Here is an 18862-nt window from a genome sequence, read left to right on the forward strand (position 1 = left end):
TTTAATGGCAAAAAATAAGACACAATTCCGCAAGCGCAAAATTCCGATGCGTCAAGACGTTGTCAGTGGCCAAATGCTGCCTAAAAAAGATCTTTTGAGAATTGTTAAAGCTGATGATAAACTTTTGCATCTTGATCCCAGCGGCAAAGTCAATGGTCACGGCGCCTATATCAGCGTAGATGTTACACTAGCTAAGAAGGCAAAAACGGAAAAAATTCTTGACACTGTCTTCGAGATGTCTGTGCCGGATGATTTTTATGACCAGCTAATCGACTGGGTAGATCATCAGCAAGCCAGAAAGGAACTTTTCAGTCACGAACAAATTATTAAAGCAAAAAATTCTTAATTATTTCGGCTTAGCGAGAAGAGCCGGACTGCTTGTGACTGGACAGGAATTAGTTGCAAAAGCCATTAAGAGGCAGAATATTGCTATCGCGATTATCGCTTCTGATGCAAGCGAAAACACAAAAAAAGATTTTAAAGATTTAATCCGAGGAAGAATTACTATAGTTAATCAATTTTCAAGTACAGAAATCAGTCAAGCAATTGGAGAGCCCAGAAAAATTCTTGGCATTACTGATCTTGGCATAGCAAGAAAAATCAAAGAGTTATTAAAGGAGGTGACTTTATGACTGAAGAAGAAAAGAAACGACGCCCATTGGTCCATCACATTCGAAAACAATCTGCTTCTCAATCTGAACTGCCAGCATCGCAGCGTCGGCATTCAGCAGGTCTTTCGAGTCGTGCACAAGGTGAGAGAAGAGGAGAATCAACCCAGAATTCGCCAGAGCCTCGTCAACGGCGCCGCGTTAGTTTTGAATCTAATACTGGCCGTCCAGCACCAAAAGATCATCGTCCTATTAGAGCGGGATCTGCTAGTGCGCCAACCGGTACTGGCAATAATGATTCGCGTAATCAGCAGAGAAGACCGTTAAGCCAACGCCCACGGGGCAACGGCAGGCCAGCTTCTGTCAATAGCAATGCCAATGACCCGCTGCACCGCACACATACACATAATCCTTTGCCCAATCAGCATCCCACGACCAATCAGCACAATAATCATCGCGGTGCGAACCGTCCGTTTAATGCGCAGAACAGCCAAAATAGAAATAATAACACCCACAAACCGAATGCAGCGCAAAATGGCAGTGGCCGTTTTGGCGGCGCTTTAGCTTCTGGCAACAATTCGGCTCGAAATAATACACGCCGTCGGAATCAGACAACACCAGGTACAACAGGTACGCATTTTGTTAGCGGTCCAGCAAGGGGCACGCAGAGGAAGTCTGAACCAAAAGGATCCAAGAAAGCACAGCGTATCGCAGCAGCAACGGCAGCGAGAAATCGTCAAAATGAGCGTAAGGAACAGCCGTTACCACAAGTTTTGGAATATCGTCTGGGCATGAATGTTCAAGATATTGCCAAAATTATTCATCGTGATGTTACCGAAATTCTTAAGAAGCTCTTTTTGCTAGGTGTTGTCGTTAACCAAAATCAGAGCTTGGATGCTGATACGATCGAATTGTTGGCTGCTGATTATGGTATTGAATCCAAGCAAAAAGAAGAAGTTGATGTTGCTGATATTGATCGCTTCTTTAATGAGGATGATAATGATATCGATCCAGCTAAGCTAGTTCCCCGTGCGCCAATTGTCACAATTATGGGACATGTTGACCATGGTAAGACAACCCTGCTTGACTATTTGCGCCATACACATGTGACTGCAGGCGAAGCAGGCGGTATCACACAGCATATCGGTGCTTATCAGGCTCGATTGAATGATCGGCTGATCACATTCCTTGATACACCTGGGCATGAAGCCTTCACGGAAATGCGTGCGCGTGGTGCTAATGTCACAGATATTACGGTTCTGGTTGTTGCTGCCGATGACGGTGTTATGCCCCAGACGATTGAGGCGATTCACCATGCGCAAGCTGCGAAAACGCCAATCATTGTCGCAATCAATAAAATTGATATTCCAGGTGTCGACCCGCAAAATATTGTGAATGAATTAATGGAATATGATTTAGTTCCAGAGGAATATGGGGGCAGCACGATTGAAGTGCCAATCTCAGCCAAAACAGGCGAGAATGTTGATAAACTTCTTGAGATGATTTTGCTGCAGGCTGATGTTATGGAATTGAAGTCGGATCCAACGGCCAAAGCGCGAGGCTCTGTTATCGAAGCTCGTCTGGACAAGGGTCGCGGCGCCGTTGCTACTTTGCTAATTCAGCAAGGCACCTTGAAGACTGGTGACCCAATTGTTGTTGGCAATACATTCGGACGTGTTCGGACGATGAACGACGCTTCGCATCACAATATTAAATCCGCGCTTCCAGCTACGCCGGTTGAAATTACCGGGCTGAATGAGGTGCCACAAGCCGGTGATCACTTTGTCGTGATGGATTCTGAAAAAGAGGCTCGTGAAACGGGTGAATCTCGTGCAAAGGCTGCAATGGAAGAGGAACGTAACAACGGCACGGTTGTGACGCTGGATACCTTGTTCTCTACGATGGCTAAACAAGAGATGAAGACAGTTTCTTTGATTGTCAAAGCTGATGTGCAGGGATCTGTCGAAGCCCTAGCTTCTTCGCTTAAGAAGATTAAGGTCGAAGGCGTTCGAGTGGAAATTATCCATGCTGGCGTCGGTGCTATCAATGAATCTGATATTAATTTAGCCGAGGCTTCTGGTGCAATTATTATTGGCTTTAACGTTCGTCCGGTGGGTCAGGCCAAATCCGATGCAGAGCAGAAACATGTCGATGTTCGTCTATATAACGTGATTTATGATGCCATCAACGAAGTTGAGTCCGCTATGAAGGGCCAGCTGGAACCTGTCTATAAAGAAAAGAATCTGGGTTCGGTTGATGTTCGACAATTATTTCACTTTTCTAAGATCGGCACGATTGCTGGCGGTATGGTGACTGACGGTGTTATCACGCGTGATGCTAAAATCCGCTTGGTTCGTGATGGCGTTGTTGTGTACGATGGCGTGCTTGCCTCACTCAAACACGAAAAAGATGATGCTAAAGAGGTCAAAAAAGGCTTTGAGCTTGGTTTGACGATTGCCAATTTCAACGATGAAAAGGTTGGCGATGTGGTCGAAGCCTACACAATGGAAGAGGTCAAGGCAAATGCCTAAACGTGAGAAATCACCGCGGCTCCTGCGTGTAGAAGGAACAATCCAGCGTGATTTGGGTCAGATCCTTGTCAAACAGGTCTCTGATCCCAGATTAGATGATGTCACGATTACTGGTATTGATATGACGGCAGATTTTTCCATTGCCTATGTCTATTGGACCATTTATTCCGATCTTGCTAGTTCTGGTCAAAAAGCAGCAGCTGGTTTAGAGGCTGCCAAGGGACTCATCAAGCGTGAATTGGCAAAGAAAATGACAACTTTTAAGATCCCTGATTTGGTCTTTAAACGTGATAAAGCAATTGAATATGGCGACCATATTGAACAATTGATTGCTAAGTTAAATAAACAGTCTAAGTAAACTGATCAAAACGAAAACCGCAGGTGTTTGCCTGCGGTTTTTTGATTGCACTATTTAGTAGAATCGTCGGATGAGGAAGATTCACCGGTTACTGGTGGGGCAGATGAAGCGGTACTGGAGGCAGCCGGTGCTGTATAGGCTGGAGCCGTGTAGCTGGAAGAGTAACTGGCTGCCGGTGCAGCGGGCGGTGTATAGGTATATGATTGCTGGCTGGCAGCTGTGGCCGTTGAGTCTTGTGTGCCATCGTCAATCACGACACCGTTGCTGACAGTTCCGGCAAATTTAGGTCCGGTTTGTCCGGCAGGCAGACCCAAAAACTTTCTAATTTTGTCAGTTGCGCGTTGTCTTTCTTTAGTTGGAATAATTTCAAAGGAAATCAGGCCATACTTATAACCGACTCCTTGCAAGTGGTCAGAATCAATTCTTTTAATCGCGCTGCGATATTTTGATCCCAATGCCAGCATGTCGTTGAAACTCAAATCAGTCTGTGCTTGTTTTGATATTGAATTCAGAAAACGCTGATTAATAATTTGTGGAATCAAGCTACCGGCTTTTTTGGCGATAGCTTCCAAAATTAAGCGCTGACGCAAGGTTCGGCCGTAGTCGCTTAGCGGGTCTTCATAACGCATACGGGCAAAAGCTAAGGCAGCTGTGCCGTCCATCACACGTGAAGTTTTAGTGAGGTTAATGCCGTCAGCATAATAGCTGTATTGATCAGAATCTTTTGTAAAACGGTAAAGATGCGCGCCATATGCGTGTGCTGTATCTGATGAAAAAGCAAATGATAGCGGTGATTTCACGCTGATACCACCAGCCCGATTAACAACCTCTTCGAGTGCACCCATGTTGACGACGGCGTAAAAATCAATTGGTACGTTCAACCATTTCTGTACTGTTCGAATGGTGGTTTCGGGATGCCCTTGTCCATTTGCCGGATATTCATAGGCAGCATTTATTTTTTGTGGGAACGTATCTTCATAACCAGGGATGGCGATCATCGAATCTCTTGGAATTGACATAAGGAGCGTCCGTTTTGTTTTCGGATTGATGGTTACGAGTATCATCGAGTCTGTTCGGCCAACCCAGCTTCGGCCGAGCTCGCCTGTATCAGTACCCATGAGCAGGATGGAAACAGGCCGCCCATCATTTAACACGGAATTGACGTCACGGCTTTTCTTCAACTTCGTCGGCACAAATGTATTAGTATTGATGGCACCTTTTATATTGGAATAGGCAATGAAAAAAGTAATACCGATTGCAATAAAGAACACTCCGAAAACAGTCAGGAGAATATTTCTGATTAAATGTCTATTTTTTTTGCCGGGGCGGCGTTCTCTTCCGGCTTTTAATGGTTTGGTTTTTGGCATATCTTACATTCTATCTAAAGTTCTAATTTAAAACATTAAAGATTACGGCTTTGTTACAATAGATGGTGAATTATGATTGTGGATCGGGATAGAGCACGAAAGCCCTTAATTTTTATTTTTGCTTTCTTATTTTTGATCGTTGTTCTTTTGATGTGGCGTTCGTCATTTATGATCAATTTGTTTGACGACTTTGCAACACGTTTTCTCTCACAGCCCCATAGCTTTATTTGGCATGTGATTCTATGGCCGGCGGCCCATTTAAGCCGTCCTTTGATTATTGTACTTTTTATTTTGGCAATCGCTTTCTATATGTGGGGCAGCAACTTCAAAATCCCGGCTCTTTGGTTTTTACTGACAACTTTGACTGCATTTCCTATCGATGCGTTGCTGACCCTGCTGATCCATCGGCCGGCGCTGGCAGGAAGGCCGGTATCAATTGGAAAAACATTTCCTAGTCTGCCGGTGCTGCTGACTTTTCTGCTGCTGCAATTCTTCTTTGTTTTGCTGGTTCCAGAATTCAATAAAAAGGCCAGAAAGGCTAAAAATCGTACGATTACGTTTATGATTTTCTGGCTGCTTCTGGTCTGCTTGTCAGTTATTGCTTTCCACTACAATAGTGTGCTGGATGTTGTGAGTGCACTGCTGCTGGGTTATGCTTGGTTTCTTTTTTCAGAAGAAGTGTATTTTGAATATGCAGGCCTTTTCTCTCGTTTGAAAACTTTTCGCGGCAGCTGGATTTGATTCGCGTTTACACGTTTTTATGTATTTCATAAAAAGATTTGACATTATCTGCTTAAATTGTCAAATTATATAAAGTAGCATTTAGGAGGAAAAATGATCGTTTTAGCAGGAACTATTGGGGCCGGAAAAACAAGCCTGACTGCTTTGCTGGCTAATCACCTAGGAAGCAAAGCAATCTATGAAAGCGTGAGCGACAATCCAATTTTGCCGCTATTTTATGACGATCCGAAGAAGTATGCCTTCTTGCTGCAGATTTATTTTTTAAACAAGCGTTTAGATAATATTAAAAATGCACAAGAAAATAAATTGGATGTCATCGACAGATCAATTTTTGAAGATGCGCTGCTGTTTCAATTAAATGCAGATCTAGGCCGTTCCACAGAGACTGAGGTACAGATTTACAAGTCGCTGCTGACAAACATGATGGAAAAGCTCACGGAACTGCCTTCTAAAGATCCGGGCTTGCTAATCCATGTTCGCGTTTCTTTTAATACGATGCTGGACCGGATTCAAAAAAGAGGGCGGTCATTTGAACAGATTTCGGTTCACCCTGACTTATATACTTACTACGAGGAACTCAACAAGCGTTACGAGGCTTGGTATGCTTCCTATGATCGCGGCCCTAAGATGGAGATCAATGGCGACAAGTATGATTTTGTGGAATCAAAGCCCGCTGCCGATGAAGTTTTAAAACAAATAGATGCAAAATTATTCGATCTCGGAAATCTGGTTGGATGAGATGATCACAGGATTAATTTTCATTTAATACTTATTTAAGCACCCTTTAATTTTCCAATAATAATCTGCTACTGTTAGGAGTTTTTATGGATTACATAAAACGTGCTTTTTTGTATCTTCGACGAAGAATCGGAAAAAGCCTTTTATTGATTTTGGTCACAACCACAAGTCTGATCGTGATATTAACCGGTCTAAGTATTCAGAATGCACTTCTCAAATCCAGCGAAAATAATAAAAAGCCCCTTGGCAATACAGTCATTTTATCGTCTCGTCATCATCAACTTACACAAAAGGCCTTATTGAGCGGTTTTGCTAGTACGGGTTTTTGGTCGTATCCTGCCGCCGATTCTGGCCAGGCAGCAGTCAGCCGAAAAATTGCCAAACGGCTTGCGCAGCTCAATAACGTTGTCAGCTATCAGATCCATTCTCAAACACAAGTAAGAGCGGCTTCTTTTCGACTGCCGCCCTTGAAAGCTAACAGCAAACAGTCAGTGGAAGCAACAATTCCGCTTTCCAGCAACCAAATCACGATTTTCGGTCTATCCACGAATTTAGACGATCCGAACTTTCAAGCAAGAAAATATGCCATTATCAAAGGACGCGGCATTTATAATTCTGATTTAGGCAGCCATAATGTTGTGATCGAAAAAAGCTTGGCTTTAGCGGATAATATTGATATCGGTCACATTATCAGGGTACGAAATTCTCAAAGCCGCGTCAGCAGCCTTAAAGTGGTTGGCATTTATACTGCTAAGGGTGCTAATGGGCATTTGTTTCGAGCCCTTGAGGATCCGTCAAGAACTATTTTTGCAAGCTATAGTTTGGCCTCAAATCTGGCAGGCAATGCTGGTGTGGTTACCCAAGCAGCTTATACTTTAGCGAATCGTAAACAAGAGCGTGCATTTATGGAAAGAGCTAATCAATTGATTCCTGCCTCTTTGCAGCTGACAAGTAATGACCAGCTCTACTTGGCTGTCACTACTTGGATTCAGGACTTGTCGAGAACCGCACTTCGTTTGATCTGGTCGGCCGTGATTGCAGGCAGTTTGATTTTATTCATCATTTTAGCGATCGTGGCCAGAAAACGGCAAAAAGAAGTGTGTTTGCTCATGGCCTTGGGTGAAAAAAAAGGAAAAATAGCCGGACAGTTTTTTATTGAAACGGGCTTGGTTTTATTGATCTCCTTGATTTTAACCGGGGCATTCGGCAGTTTCTTTAGCGGCTTGATTGGTACACAGGTTATTGCCCATCCCGCATTTTTTTCAACGCCGCTTGATATTAACAGTTTAATCATTTTGGTCGTCTTAGGCATCATCATGGTATCTGTGGCCACTGGGCTTTCATTGTTTATTGTTCTTCGCTCCAAATTTGATCGGATTGCATTTTAAAAAAGTATTTCATGACATTAACAGTTCAAAAATTGACGCAATACGCTGATCACAGCAAAAAATATCTCTATAAAAATGTCAGCCTTAAATTCGATAATGCACGTTTCTACGCCATTACCGGCCAGCGAGAGTTGATGCTGTTTTTAGCCGGCCTCAAGTCTCCAACTTCAGGAACTGTCAACTTTAATGGCAAAAATATCCAAAAAATAGGATTAAATAAATATCGTAATGAAAAAATTTCTTTACTGTTTTCTGATGGCAACTTGATTGATTATATGACGCCTGTTGAAAATATTATGTCAGCATTATCAATTACCAATTCCAAACATGCTGGCAGCAAACGCTATGCGATGGACTTATTGTCTCAGGTTGGTGTCGAAAATAGTTTTCTGAAACGGGTCGTCGCTGATCTTTCGTTAGAACAACGACAGCTGATCGCCTTGGTACGCGCCTTGGCAGTTGATGCGCCAATTATTTTGGCCGATAATCCGACAGAAAAATTAGATACAGCCGCTGCTCAAAGACTGTTGACGGCTTTTGCTGCAGCAGCACACGAATGGAAAAAAACCGTCATTATCAGCACAAATAGTGAGGAACTTGCTAGTCGAGCGGATGTCAGAATTAAATTTCAAGACCACCATTTTGTAACAGAGAAATTATCGTCCCCTCAAAGCACTAAATAAGAATGCTTTTTAAGATTTTTTCTATTGCCAATGTATAATCGAATATATGTTAGATATTAAGTATTTGAGAAATAATCGTGATGAAGCAAATCAACGTTTGCTGGACCGCAATGTTGCTGATGGTGTTTTGGATCAACTGCTAGCTGATGATGAAAAAAGGCGTTCGCTGATTAAAGAAGTTGAGCAGTTAAAGGCAAAACGCAACCAAGTTTCTGATCAAATCGGTGCGGCCAAGCGTGAAAAAGATGACGTTTCTGCTAAAAAAGCCATCGCTGATATGCAGCTCGTTTCTGACCAGATTAAAGATCTCGATCAACAAGTAACGGCAATCGATAAAATTGTTCACGATCAAGAGGCACAGTTACCGAATTTAGCTGATCCTCGTGTCCCAGTGGGTCCTGATGACAGCTATAACGTGGAACAAAGGACTTGGGAACCGGCTAATTTGTCGGGCCGTCCGGCTGCTTTCTCAAAAACGCCTGATTGGCTGAAGCCACATTATGATATCGGCGAGGATTTGGGAATTTTGGATTTTGAACGAGGAGCCAAAGTTTCTGGAGCGCGTTTCCTATACTATGTCGGTGCTGGTGCCCGCTTGGAACGCGCCATTTATAATTTTATGCTTGATGAACACCGTCGCGAAGGTTACACGGAATTGCTGACACCCTATATGGTGACCAATGAATCAATGTATGCGACTGGTCAATTCCCGAAATTTGTCGATGATGCTTATGAAGTCGGCAAAGACCAGGCTATGACAATGATTCCGACGGCCGAAGTTGCTTTGGTTAATTGGCGCCGCGATGAAATCATGGACGAATCCGAATTGCCGCTTTATATCACGGCTTTGTCACCGGCTTTTCGTCAAGAAGCTGGGGCTGCCGGCAAAGATACGCGCGGATTAATTCGCCTGCACCAATTCAATAAAGTCGAAATGGTTAAGTTTACAAAACCGGAAGATTCTTATGATGAATTGGAAAAGATGACTGTGAATGCGGAAAATATTCTGCAAAAACTGGAACTGCCTTACCATGTAATTCGCCTCTCGACTGGCGATATGGGCTTTGGGTCGGCCATGACTTATGATCTAGAAGTCTGGTTCCCGACGCAAAATAAGTACCGCGAAATTTCTTCGGTATCGAATGACGAGGATTTTCAGGCTCGTCGTGCGCATATTCAGTATCGCGATGGGGATGGCCGTTTGCATTTTGTCCACACGTTAAATGGCTCTGGACTCGCTGTCGGCCGTACAGTTGCTGCTATTTTAGAGAATTATCAAAATGAAGATGGTTCGATCACAATTCCAAAAGTTCTGCGTCCTTATTTCGGCGAAGATAAGATCGACCAAGAACATCGCAATTAAGTAATGAAGCCTTATAGTGAAGGCTTTTTTTATTTTGAAAGAAGAGTTTAATTTGCCCTTTCAGATATGATACGGTGGAATTATCCTTTCAATATTTATTGAATCGCCGAATTTGTAAAAAAAGAGGTAGAAAATGACAATCAATCCAGATAGAGCACAAGATGTATGGAAAGATGTGGGCGAACATGTGCAGTTTACGGTTTTGCGCCTGCTGAGAAAAGATCAGCAAAAAGATCAGCAGGCCATTGCAGAATTCGCTGATCGGTCGCAAGCGATTATCCGTTCATTAAAAATTCGTGATGCCCATTTAGCCACAGAATCAGGTTTGAAAGTGGCTTTTGGTTTTAGCAAGAAGGCTTGGGAATACTTGTTTCCCAATGCGTCTCAGCCAAAAGAATTGGAAACGTATGAAGGCCTGACCGGTCCGGAGTACGCCATGCCAGCTAGCGAGGGCGACATATTTTTTCATATTCGTGCCAGTAATGAGGCCGTCGTCTATGAAGCGCAGACACAATTTCGCCGCTTTTTAAAAGACATCACTGAAGTTGTTGATGAGACAAAGGGTTTTCGCTATTTTGAAGGGCGGGCTATTATCGGCTTTATCGATGGGACAGAAGCACCGGCCGTACAGGATGCCGCCGGTTACGCTTTAATCGGTGATGAAGATCCTGATTTTATCAATGGTTCGTATGCTTTTGCCCAGAAATGGCAGCACGATATGGATTTTTGGAATCATTTGAAGACCGAAGATCAGGAAAAAGCCGTTGGGCGCGAAAAATTCAGCGATCTGGAATTAGAGGATGCTGATAAATTTAAAAATGCGCATAATGTGAGCTCTAAAATCGAAATTGATGGGCAGGAACAAAAAATTATTCGTATGAACGTGCCTTTTTCCGATCCGGCTTCAGGTAAAACAGGTACCTATTTCATGGGATACGCTAGGCATTGGCATATCACTAAGATGATGCTTCAGCAAATGTTGGATACATCGGATTTCCTTTTGAAATTCTCCACAATTTTGTCAGGCCAACTCTTCTTCATTCCATCACGGGATCTGATTGATAAAATTGCTGCTGGTGAGTTGAATTAAACAATAAAAAAAGGGAATCCTGAATTGGATCCTTTTTTTGTCTGAATTATTCACAACGATATGCTAGAAACGCAGTCATGCAGGCTGATTTATGCCGACTAGAGGATTCGAACCTCCGACCCCCTCATTACTAGTGAGGTGCTCTAGCCAACTGAGCTAAGTCGGCAATCAATTGACTAAAACAGTTTAACAAACTTTAGTCTATATGGCAATTTTCACTGCTGCTTTGCTTTTTGAAATTCTAAAACTCTATTTGTTTTTTATCTTTTAAATTTAATTTTATTTTCGAAAATGAATTCCGAATAACTTTCTAGAGGAGATTAATTGCGACAATCTTATTAATCATCTTTACGTCATTTGCGATCATCAAATCATAGAAGACACAACATGGCGACAGAAAGGAATGGCACAAACATATGAAAACTACTTTTTTACAAGAAAGTCTGTATCTGCTGAAAAGTAAGATATCGCGCGTCGTTCTGGTGATTATTTGCTTGCTGGTCGCTTTTGCTGGATTTCAAGCCGTCAATACTCAGGCAGATTCTTGGCAGGCCTTTAAGATAACTCGTGGAATGTATCAGAGTTCGGCCGAATTCAATCAAGATATTCAAAAGCCTTACCAAATCCAACAACAATCAAATCGTTTTGGCCAAGTCAGTACGACAGTGGATAATAGCGCACGCTATAATTACGAAAACGTGATTCATTCTCAAAATCAACTCCACTCCATTGAATTCACGCGATTTTTATTTGGCTCATTGGGATTAGTTCTATTTCCGCTCCTGACAGGCATTTTGGGAATTTCAATTGCCACACACGATTTTGCCAGTGCGACTTATAAAAGAAAACTGGACAATCACACTTGGCTAGCGGTTTTTTCAGGCAAAGTGCTGACTCTTTTTGCAGCAACTGCCGCCATTTATGTGCTCGCTGCTGTTTTAGCGTCTTTGTTAGGCCTGATTCTGCCGCATTTTGTTAAATTACGAGATCTTTCGGAATATGGTATTTCTCTTCAAGCGTTAAATGCCGGAGATATGATCCTTACAGTCTTGGTGGCCTGTTTGATCGGCGTGGTCACTGCCTTGATTTGGTTTTCTGTTGGCCTGATATGCAAACGTTCATCAATTGCCATTGTTATTTTTCTGATTTATCAGGCGGTGATACCGAATTTGGGTAGAACGGATTTTAAGAATGCGATCATGTCCTTATTCTCCCGATTTACAAATCAGCTGGTCTTGGAGCCCTGGCCATATCGAAGCATCAGTCTGCCACTGTCATTGGGACTGACAGCTGAGTACGTTTTTGGGGCCTTGATATTGGGATATTTTATTTTTTCAAAAAAGCATATCAATTCGTTATCTTAAGTAATGATTTCATTTCTGATTGTTATGCCACTCAAAAAAGGTCCCCAAATGGGGACCTTTTTAAAATATATTCAATACACAAACGATACTCAGTTTGCTTCTGTTTGACTAACCGCGGCTCTTTGCCCTTTGTCAAAAAGCAGATAAAGGCAAGTACCAACAACAGCACCGACCAGGGCCGGCAGCAGCCATCCTAATCCTAGAGACGCAAGTGGCACGGATTGATGGTAAGCCGCAACTAGATCAGATAAGACTGGCAATTTTCCGGTTGGCAGGCTGGCAGCACTATCCAGCAGCGCAGCGGGCAAAGTCATAAATACAACTGATCGGTAGACATACTTGGACCGTTTGAAAAATTTTGCGCATAGAGACAAGCCGATTAAAACCAATGCCAAGGGATACATGAGCATCAGTACTGGGATTGCCCAGGCTACGATATTTGTCAGGCCTGCATTGGCAGTGACAAAAGACCCAACCGTTGTGATTTTCAGCCAGGTTGCATAACTCAATTTTGGAAAAGTCCGGTGCATATCTTGAGCAAATGAGGCACACAAGCCCATCGCGGTTGTAAAAACGGCTAAAGTGACCAAAACACCTGTGAAGACAATGCCGACATTACCCAAAAAGTGCTGAACAATTTGCGCAAAGGCTGTTCCACCATTTGCTGCGACCTTGAACAGGCCTAGACTGCTGGTGCCGAGAAAAACCAGCCCTGCGTAAAGAACTGCTTCGGCTAAAATACTGAAGAATCCAGATTTGGCCAGCATCTTGGGTACTTGTTCTTTTTGATAACCCAGTCCTTGTACGGCGTAAACCACTGTGACCGCAAAGGCTAAGAGGGCCAAACCGTCCATTGTGTTGTAGCCATCAAGAAAGCCTTGGAAAAAGGGATTGCCGCTATAGCTCGGCTGAACTGCCTGATGCAGACTGCCCATCGGTAGTACTAATGCTAATAGAAGGACGATGACTAATAGTGCCAAAAACAAAGGATTGAGGTATTTGCCGATCCATTTAACCAGATTCTTTTGTTTAATTGTCAAAAAGTAAGCCAAGCCAAAGAAGAGAGCTGAAAATATCAGCATACCAAGACCTTGGAAATTCTTGGGCAGAAAGGGTGCTGCACCCATAGAAAAAGCTGTTGCTGCAGTTCTTGGCGTCCCGAAAAAAGGCCCGATTGTTAGATGAAGCAAGACGAGAAAGACTGCTGCAAACCAAGGTGCGACAGGTTTTGCAACGTCGTATACACCTTTACTATTGGTCACGCTGACGGCCAGCATAGCCAAAAAAGGCACGAGTGTGCCTGTGATTAAAAAACCAAGAGTCGCCGTGACCCAATTGCCGCCAGCATTCTGACCCAGTTGAACTGGGAAAATCAGATTGCCGGCCCCGAAAAACATTCCGAAAATCAAAGACGCCAGCAAAACTGTATTACGTCTTTTTTCTTTTTTTGTCATAATTCATTTTCTCCTTTGTTACCATAAAAAAATCGGTCAACTGTTTTTGCAGTTGACCGATTTGAAAAATTTTCAATCTCTCAGCTGCTCGTCTTTGATAAATGACGAGCAGCTCAATAACAGCTCATCATTATGACAAAATAATGACGACGCTGATAATGACTTGTTTAGTTAAAAAAAGACTAGACACTGGAAATTCTCCCTCTAAATATTGGTTACATGAATTAAAACAATTAATGTAATGATTGTCAAGTGATATTTTGCACTTAAAGATAAAAAATAACCGATTAAAATCGGCTATCGCAAATTTGCTTATAAAACACTTAGTAACGCCTCTAAATCGACGTTTTTTATGCGGATGACAGGAATCGAACCTGCACGAGTTGCCTCACAGGAACCTAAATCCTGCGCGTCTGCCAGTTCCGCCACATCCGCAGAACTTGTATATTTTAGCATGTTGTCCCAACTGATAGCAATAAAAAACACCGACGCTGGTCGGTGTAAGGGATTTTTATAAAGAGAGTTTTATAATTTTGGAAGGGATAGTTATTTATGAAAATCGTTCCTCTGGGGCGTCCTTTGGAACAAGATCATTATCGAAATCCAACATTAAAACAATTTAAAAAACAAGTTAAACGAATATTAAAGCTTTTCAGGACTCAAGATTTGCAATTCAGGCACAAATCATATAAAATTTAAAAGTTACATGTAAGGAGGACGCCATGGCAAAAGATGCTATCACCGGCGCGCGGACTCGTTTTGGTAATCAGCGTTCGCACGCTTTGAATGCCAATCGCCGTTCGTGGAAGCCGAATTTGCAAAAAGTGACCGTTAAGATTAACGGCGACGCTCCCAAGACCGTTTATCTGACTGCTCGTACTTTGCGCGCAGGTTTGAAGAATGGTTCTATCGAACGCGTATAAATTGGGCCGCTGAAAGCGGTTTTTTTATATCTTAAAGCGAAAAGCCAAATTCGAAAAGACTGTTAAAATTTAATCAGAGGTAAAATCATGAGCCTAAAGATGAAGACCAAGATTGGCCAAGTAAATATTGATGATGATGTTATTTCGACGATCGTCGGAACTGCTGCTTCTGAATCCTTTGGTGTGATTGGTATGGCATCAAAGTCTTTCAAAGATGGTGTGAATCAGGTTTTGCAGCGCCCTAATTATGGACGCGGTATTCTAGTATCCGAAGAGAAGGATCAGCTTACCATTGATGTTCATATTGTTGTTGAATATGGTGCAAAGCTTTCCGAAGTTTCAAAAGCCGTTCAAAAGCAGGTTCGCTATGCTTTGGAGAAAAATCTGGGTGTTGTCATTAATCAAGTAAATGTCACTATCGAAGGCATCCGCGCCTAAGGAGATCAAATGGAAATAATTACGAATGTTGAATTTGGTCGGATGATCAATGCTGCTGCCCAAATTTTGACGAAAAATGCGCAGCATATAAATAAATTGAATGTGTTTCCGGTGCCGGATGGCGACACAGGCACCAATATGAGTCTGACGATGCAATCCGGAGCTCAATACGAGCGTGATTCTACGGAAACATCTGTCGCCGCTTTATCGGCTGCGATGTCAAAGGGGCTTTTGATGGGCGCGCGTGGCAATTCTGGTGTTATTTTGTCGCAAATCATGCGCGGTTTTACAAAATACATTGCTAACTTCGATACCTTGGATGCACAGCAGTTTGCTAATGCGTTGAAGGCTGGTGCTGAAGCGGCCTATAAATCTGTTATGAAGCCGACCGAAGGCACGATTTTAACGGTTATTCGCGAGTCGGCAGCCGCAGCTGGGCAGACTGCAGCTAAATCCAATGATTTAATTAAAGTCAGCAAGGCGACTTACGATGCTTCAAAAAAAGCATTGGCTAAGACACCTTCGTTGCTCCCTGTTCTAAAAGAGGTTGGTGTCGTTGATTCCGGCGGCCAAGGATTAGTCTTTGTTTTTCAATCTTGGTATGAGGTGCTTTCCGGCAAGACTACACAAGATGATTTGGATACGCCGCCAGATATGGCTCAGTTCGATGAAAAGAGCGATGAGTTTGACGCACAGGTTTCCTTGGATCCTAAAGATATTAAATATGGCTACTGCACGACAGTTCTTTTTGAGACTGGTAAGGGAACAACTTATGATCGTGACTGGAGTTACGACGATTTTTACAAAGATTTGAGTGAACTGGGTGATTCTTTGCTTGTTATCGCTGACGATGGTTTGGTCAAAACACATGTACATACAGAAAATCCTGGTGCCATTTTGACCGAGGCGACGCATTACGGTTCGATTCGTTGGGTCAAGATCGATAACATGCGAGATCAGCAGCAGGCTGTGATCGATCGTGTTGCAAAAGAACAGACTGAGAAAAAAAGAGAACCTGTTGAGACGGCTGTAATTACGGTTGCTTCTGGTCATGGTGTGGCTGAACTGTTTGAGTCAATGGGTGTGACTGATGTAATTACAGGCGGCCAGACCATGAATCCATCAACCAAGGATTTATTGAATGCAATCAAAGTTAGTGGTGCCAAAAAAGCGATTATTCTTCCTAACAACAGCAATATCTTTATGGCAGCCAGCCAGGCCGCTGAGATGGCAAAAGTACCTGTTGAGATCGTCAAATCCAAGACCATTCAGCAAGGTTTGACAGCCATGTTGGGTTATAATCCGGAGCTTGATGTTAAAGAGAATGCCAAGGAAATGATTGATCAGCTGAATACGGTCAAATCAGCTGAAATTACAAAAGCTGTTCGCGATACTGTTTTAGATGGCAAAGATATCAAACGCGGTGAGTACATTGCGATTGTCGATGGCAAGATTCAGGCGAATGGTCGAAAGATTCGTGATGTGGCTGTTAATGCAGTCAAAACAATGCTTGATGAAGATTCTGAAATTGTCACAGTTATCTATGGCAGTGAATCTAATGAAAAAGAAGCTGACCAATTAGTAAAAGCAATTTCTAAGTTGAATAGTGATTTGGAAACTGAAGTTCATGAGGGTGATCAGCCTTTATATCCATTTTTGATTTCGGTTGAATAATTTTTTAGTTCATAACACAGCATCAAAATCCGTCCTAGGCGGATTTTTTGTTTGGCCCGCCACCAAGAGCTCTTGGCAAAATTGAACAGTGGAAGTAATATAATCTTTCTGTGAGTCTTTTTGATCCAATTACAAAACTTTCTGGTGTTGGCGATAAACGCGCTGAGGCTTTGAAGCAATTAGGAATTGAAAACATTGAGGATTTGCTGACTTATTATCCCTTTCGCTATGATGACTTTGAGACGCGTCTGCCCAGCCAAACGGATGATGGCCAAAAAGTTACTTTTAAGGGTATTGTCAGTTCACCCCCGGTTTTGACGCATTTTGGTTATCATAAATCCCGGCTCTCATTCCACTTGCTGATTGCCCATGATAATATTTCTGTTTCTTTTTTTAATCAGCCATGGTTGGAAGAACGTGTTGAAGTAGAGCAGGAAATCGCTGTTTTTGGGACCTATGATGCGATTCACGCATCGTTAGCCGGCCAAAAGATTATCAATTTGGCTGAGAATTCGTTGGCAGCTGTTTATCCTTCCAGCCAAGCGATTCATGCAAAAACAATTCAGCAGCTGATTCAAAAAGCTTACAGTCTCTATGCCGACCAAATTGAAGATCTGATACCAGCTGATTTACGTCAGCTATATCGTTTGCAGCCTCGGAAAAAACAGATTCACGATATGCATTTTCCAAATGATGCCGAGGAGGCTCGTCTGGCACGCCGTTCTGCCGCTTTTGAGGAGTTCTTTATTTTTCAAATGCGTCTGCAGCTTTTGAAGTTATCTGCTCAGGAACACCAAGGGCGAGCAGTCAATTATGATAACCAAGTCCTACAGGATTTTGTTGAGCGGCTGCCATATCGCCTGACTGATGCTCAACAGAAAGTGCTGGACGAAATTCTTCAGGATTTAAGCGCACCGATCCACATGAATCGCCTGCTGCAGGGGGATGTTGGGTCTGGTAAAACGATCGTGGCTGCTGTCACGATGCTTGCCGCCTATAGCGCTGGTTTTCAAGCTGCGATTATGGTGCCGACCGAAATTTTGGCTCAGCAGCATGCCATTAATTTGAGCAATTTATATGAGTCCTGCGGCCTGCATTTGCGTGTTGAGCTACTCACATCCGGCCTAAAAGCAGCTGCCCGCCGACAGATCCTGCAGGACTTGCAATCGGGCGAGATTGATATTATTGTGGGTACTCACGCCCTGATTCAGCCAGACGTGCATTTTCATAATTTGGCTTTAGCTGTTGTTGATGAGCAGCACCGATTCGGTGTCAAGCAGCGTGCAGCTTTACGGGAACAGGGACAGAATCCGGATATTCTAGCCATGACAGCCACCCCGATCCCACGGACTTTAGCCATTACCGCTTACGGCGAGATGGATGTTTCCACGATTGACCAATTGCCAAGCGGCCGGAAGCGTATTGTCACACGATGGGTTAAATCTAATCAAACTGACAATGTTTTCCAATGGGTAAAAAAGCAAATTGTTGCTGGTGCACAAGTCTATGTGGTGACACCTTTAATTGAGGAATCGGAGACACTGGACGTACAAAATGCTTTATTGGTTTATGATCAGCTGCAGACAGAAATGGCACCTTATCATGTGGCTTTATTGCACGGCCGTATGTCAAATGAGGATAAACAGCAAGTGATTTCAGATTTTGCTGCTAATAAGACACAATTACTGGTTACAACAACGGTCATTGAAGTGGGTGTAGACATTAAAAACGCGACCATTATGATTATCTTGGATGCGGATCGTTTCGGACTGGCGCAGCTGCACCAATTACGCGGTCGAGTCGGACGAGGTGGTAAGCAGTCCTATGCGATTTTGATTTCCGATCCCAAGACGCAGTATGGGATTGATCGGATGACAGCCATCGAGTCCACGACAGATGGTTTTCAATTAGCTGAAAAAGATTTACAATTACGCGGTCCCGGCGATATGATCGGTGTCAAACAAGCTGGTCTGCCGGAATTCAATGTAGGCGATCCGGTGCATGATTTAAAAATGATGGAGATCGCTCAGCAAGCCGCAATCGAGATTACGAGGCAGCCGCACTGGGATTCTGACAAAGACCATGCCGGACTGGTAAAATATTTGTCGTTGACTATGTATCGATATAAGGACTTTGACTAAG

The 18862-nt window shown here is 43.1% G+C and carries 17 protein-coding genes and 2 tRNA genes; 15 read left to right on the forward strand and 4 right to left on the reverse strand.

Features of this window, described 5'->3' with window-relative positions; all coding sequences use genetic code 11:
- Positions 1–4: 4 nt before the first annotated feature.
- From rnpM to rbfA, 4 genes are read left to right on the forward strand one after another with little or no spacing between them, the layout of a single operon-like run.
- Positions 5–346 (forward strand): RNase P modulator RnpM, encoded by a 342-nt coding sequence (gene rnpM / locus ABF487_RS08520; protein ID WP_263779917.1) that lies wholly within the window; start codon positions 5–7, stop codon positions 344–346.
- A 34-nt stretch (positions 347–380) separates the two neighbouring features.
- Positions 381–632 (forward strand): 50S ribosomal protein L7ae, encoded by a 252-nt coding sequence (locus tag ABF487_RS08525; protein ID WP_412178724.1) that lies wholly within the window; start codon positions 381–383, stop codon positions 630–632.
- Entirely contained in the window at positions 629–3139 is a 2511-nt protein-coding gene (infB, locus tag ABF487_RS08530; protein ID WP_263779918.1) for a translation initiation factor IF-2, read from the forward strand. Before ABF487_RS08525 ends, infB begins: the two co-directional genes overlap by 4 nt.
- On the forward strand, positions 3132–3497 hold the full coding sequence (gene rbfA / locus ABF487_RS08535) for a 30S ribosome-binding factor RbfA (protein ID WP_263779919.1): 366 nt from the start codon (positions 3132–3134) through the stop codon (positions 3495–3497). Before infB ends, rbfA begins: the two co-directional genes overlap by 8 nt.
- Before the next feature lie 50 nt (positions 3498–3547).
- On the opposite strand, the gene ABF487_RS08540 is transcribed toward rbfA, so the two are convergent.
- Positions 3548–4864: an LCP family protein gene (locus tag ABF487_RS08540; RefSeq protein ID WP_415635021.1), complete on the reverse strand. Its 1317-nt coding sequence runs from the start codon at positions 4862–4864 to the stop codon at positions 3548–3550.
- A gap of 72 nt (positions 4865–4936) precedes the next feature.
- On the opposite strand from ABF487_RS08540, the gene ABF487_RS08545 reads away from it, so the two are divergent.
- The 6 genes from ABF487_RS08545 (at position 4937) to ABF487_RS08570 (ending at position 10867) form a co-directional block, all read left to right on the forward strand.
- Positions 4937–5605: a phosphatase PAP2 family protein gene (locus ABF487_RS08545; protein WP_263779921.1), complete on the forward strand. Its 669-nt coding sequence runs from the start codon at positions 4937–4939 to the stop codon at positions 5603–5605.
- Positions 5606–5698: 93 nt separating this feature from the next.
- Positions 5699–6343: a deoxynucleoside kinase gene (locus ABF487_RS08550; RefSeq protein WP_263779922.1), complete on the forward strand. Its 645-nt coding sequence runs from the start codon at positions 5699–5701 to the stop codon at positions 6341–6343.
- Between the two features lie 86 nt (positions 6344–6429).
- Positions 6430–7731, forward strand: coding sequence for an ABC transporter permease (locus tag ABF487_RS08555; protein ID WP_263779923.1), 1302 nt, complete (start codon positions 6430–6432; stop codon positions 7729–7731).
- A gap of 11 nt (positions 7732–7742) precedes the next feature.
- Entirely contained in the window at positions 7743–8414 is a 672-nt protein-coding gene (locus ABF487_RS08560) for an ATP-binding cassette domain-containing protein (protein ID WP_415635022.1), read from the forward strand.
- A 46-nt stretch (positions 8415–8460) separates the two neighbouring features.
- Positions 8461–9777 carry a serine--tRNA ligase gene (gene serS / locus ABF487_RS08565; protein ID WP_263779925.1) on the forward strand — a complete coding sequence of 439 codons (1317 nt, stop codon included), beginning with the start codon at positions 8461–8463 and terminating at the stop codon, positions 9775–9777.
- A gap of 133 nt (positions 9778–9910) precedes the next feature.
- Positions 9911–10867, forward strand: a complete 957-nt coding sequence (locus ABF487_RS08570; RefSeq protein WP_007745612.1) for a Dyp-type peroxidase — start codon at positions 9911–9913, stop codon at positions 10865–10867.
- Positions 10868–10959: 92 nt separating this feature from the next.
- Here the strand turns inward: ABF487_RS08570 and ABF487_RS08575 are convergent.
- Positions 10960–11033: transfer RNA gene (locus tag ABF487_RS08575), tRNA-Thr, on the reverse strand.
- Between the two features lie 250 nt (positions 11034–11283).
- Between ABF487_RS08575 and ABF487_RS08580 the strand changes: the two genes are divergently transcribed.
- On the forward strand, positions 11284–12231 hold the full coding sequence (locus ABF487_RS08580; RefSeq protein ID WP_415635023.1) for a hypothetical protein: 948 nt from the start codon (positions 11284–11286) through the stop codon (positions 12229–12231).
- 89 nt (positions 12232–12320) lie between these two features.
- Here the strand turns inward: ABF487_RS08580 and brnQ are convergent, their stop codons facing one another.
- A complete protein-coding gene (brnQ, locus tag ABF487_RS08585; RefSeq protein WP_415632692.1) occupies positions 12321–13685 on the reverse strand; it encodes a branched-chain amino acid transport system II carrier protein in 1365 nt (454 codons plus the stop codon).
- A 353-nt stretch (positions 13686–14038) separates the two neighbouring features.
- Positions 14039–14120, reverse strand: a tRNA-Leu gene (locus ABF487_RS08590).
- Between the two features lie 287 nt (positions 14121–14407).
- Here ABF487_RS08590 and rpmB point away from each other — a divergent pair.
- From rpmB to recG, 4 genes are all read left to right on the forward strand, one after another.
- The gene (gene rpmB, locus ABF487_RS08595; protein ID WP_007745617.1) at positions 14408–14608 is read left to right on the forward strand and encodes a 50S ribosomal protein L28; all 201 of its coding nucleotides are present in this window, start codon (positions 14408–14410) and stop codon (positions 14606–14608) included.
- Positions 14609–14695: 87 nt separating this feature from the next.
- Entirely contained in the window at positions 14696–15046 is a 351-nt protein-coding gene (locus tag ABF487_RS08600) for an Asp23/Gls24 family envelope stress response protein (protein ID WP_028291895.1), read from the forward strand.
- A gap of 9 nt (positions 15047–15055) precedes the next feature.
- Positions 15056–16720 (forward strand): DAK2 domain-containing protein, encoded by a 1665-nt coding sequence (locus tag ABF487_RS08605; protein ID WP_415635024.1) that lies wholly within the window; start codon positions 15056–15058, stop codon positions 16718–16720.
- A gap of 110 nt (positions 16721–16830) precedes the next feature.
- Positions 16831–18861: an ATP-dependent DNA helicase RecG gene (gene recG, locus ABF487_RS08610; RefSeq protein ID WP_415635025.1), complete on the forward strand. Its 2031-nt coding sequence runs from the start codon at positions 16831–16833 to the stop codon at positions 18859–18861.
- Position 18862: the final 1 nt, after the last annotated feature.

Origin of the sequence: Oenococcus sp. (genome assembly GCF_047725585.1) — a bacterium.
In the GTDB taxonomy this organism is placed as follows: domain Bacteria; phylum Bacillota; class Bacilli; order Lactobacillales; family Lactobacillaceae; genus Oenococcus; species Oenococcus kitaharae_A.

Excerpts from the sequence above, each read along its gene's own strand:
- ABF487_RS08545 (WP_263779921.1), top strand. The coding sequence starts at position 4,937 with ATGATTGTGGATCGGGATAGAGCACGAAAGCCCTTAATTTTTATTTTT.
- ABF487_RS08580 (WP_415635023.1), top strand. The coding sequence starts at position 11,284 with ATGAAAACTACTTTTTTACAAGAAAGTCTGTATCTGCTGAAAAGTAAG.
- ABF487_RS08555 (WP_263779923.1), top strand. The coding sequence starts at position 6,430 with ATGGATTACATAAAACGTGCTTTTTTGTATCTTCGACGAAGAATCGGA.
- brnQ (WP_415632692.1), bottom strand. The coding sequence starts at position 13,685 with ATGACAAAAAAAGAAAAAAGACGTAATACAGTTTTGCTGGCGTCTTTG.
- infB (WP_263779918.1), top strand. The coding sequence starts at position 629 with ATGACTGAAGAAGAAAAGAAACGACGCCCATTGGTCCATCACATTCGA.
- ABF487_RS08550 (WP_263779922.1), top strand. The coding sequence starts at position 5,699 with ATGATCGTTTTAGCAGGAACTATTGGGGCCGGAAAAACAAGCCTGACT.
- ABF487_RS08570 (WP_007745612.1), top strand. The coding sequence starts at position 9,911 with ATGACAATCAATCCAGATAGAGCACAAGATGTATGGAAAGATGTGGGC.
- ABF487_RS08540 (WP_415635021.1), bottom strand. The coding sequence starts at position 4,864 with ATGCCAAAAACCAAACCATTAAAAGCCGGAAGAGAACGCCGCCCCGGC.
- rpmB (WP_007745617.1), top strand. The coding sequence starts at position 14,408 with ATGGCAAAAGATGCTATCACCGGCGCGCGGACTCGTTTTGGTAATCAG.
- ABF487_RS08560 (WP_415635022.1), top strand. The coding sequence starts at position 7,743 with ATGACATTAACAGTTCAAAAATTGACGCAATACGCTGATCACAGCAAA.
- ABF487_RS08600 (WP_028291895.1), top strand. The coding sequence starts at position 14,696 with ATGAGCCTAAAGATGAAGACCAAGATTGGCCAAGTAAATATTGATGAT.
- ABF487_RS08605 (WP_415635024.1), top strand. The coding sequence starts at position 15,056 with ATGGAAATAATTACGAATGTTGAATTTGGTCGGATGATCAATGCTGCT.
- serS (WP_263779925.1), top strand. The coding sequence starts at position 8,461 with ATGTTAGATATTAAGTATTTGAGAAATAATCGTGATGAAGCAAATCAA.
- rbfA (WP_263779919.1), top strand. The coding sequence starts at position 3,132 with ATGCCTAAACGTGAGAAATCACCGCGGCTCCTGCGTGTAGAAGGAACA.
- rnpM (WP_263779917.1), top strand. The coding sequence starts at position 5 with ATGGCAAAAAATAAGACACAATTCCGCAAGCGCAAAATTCCGATGCGT.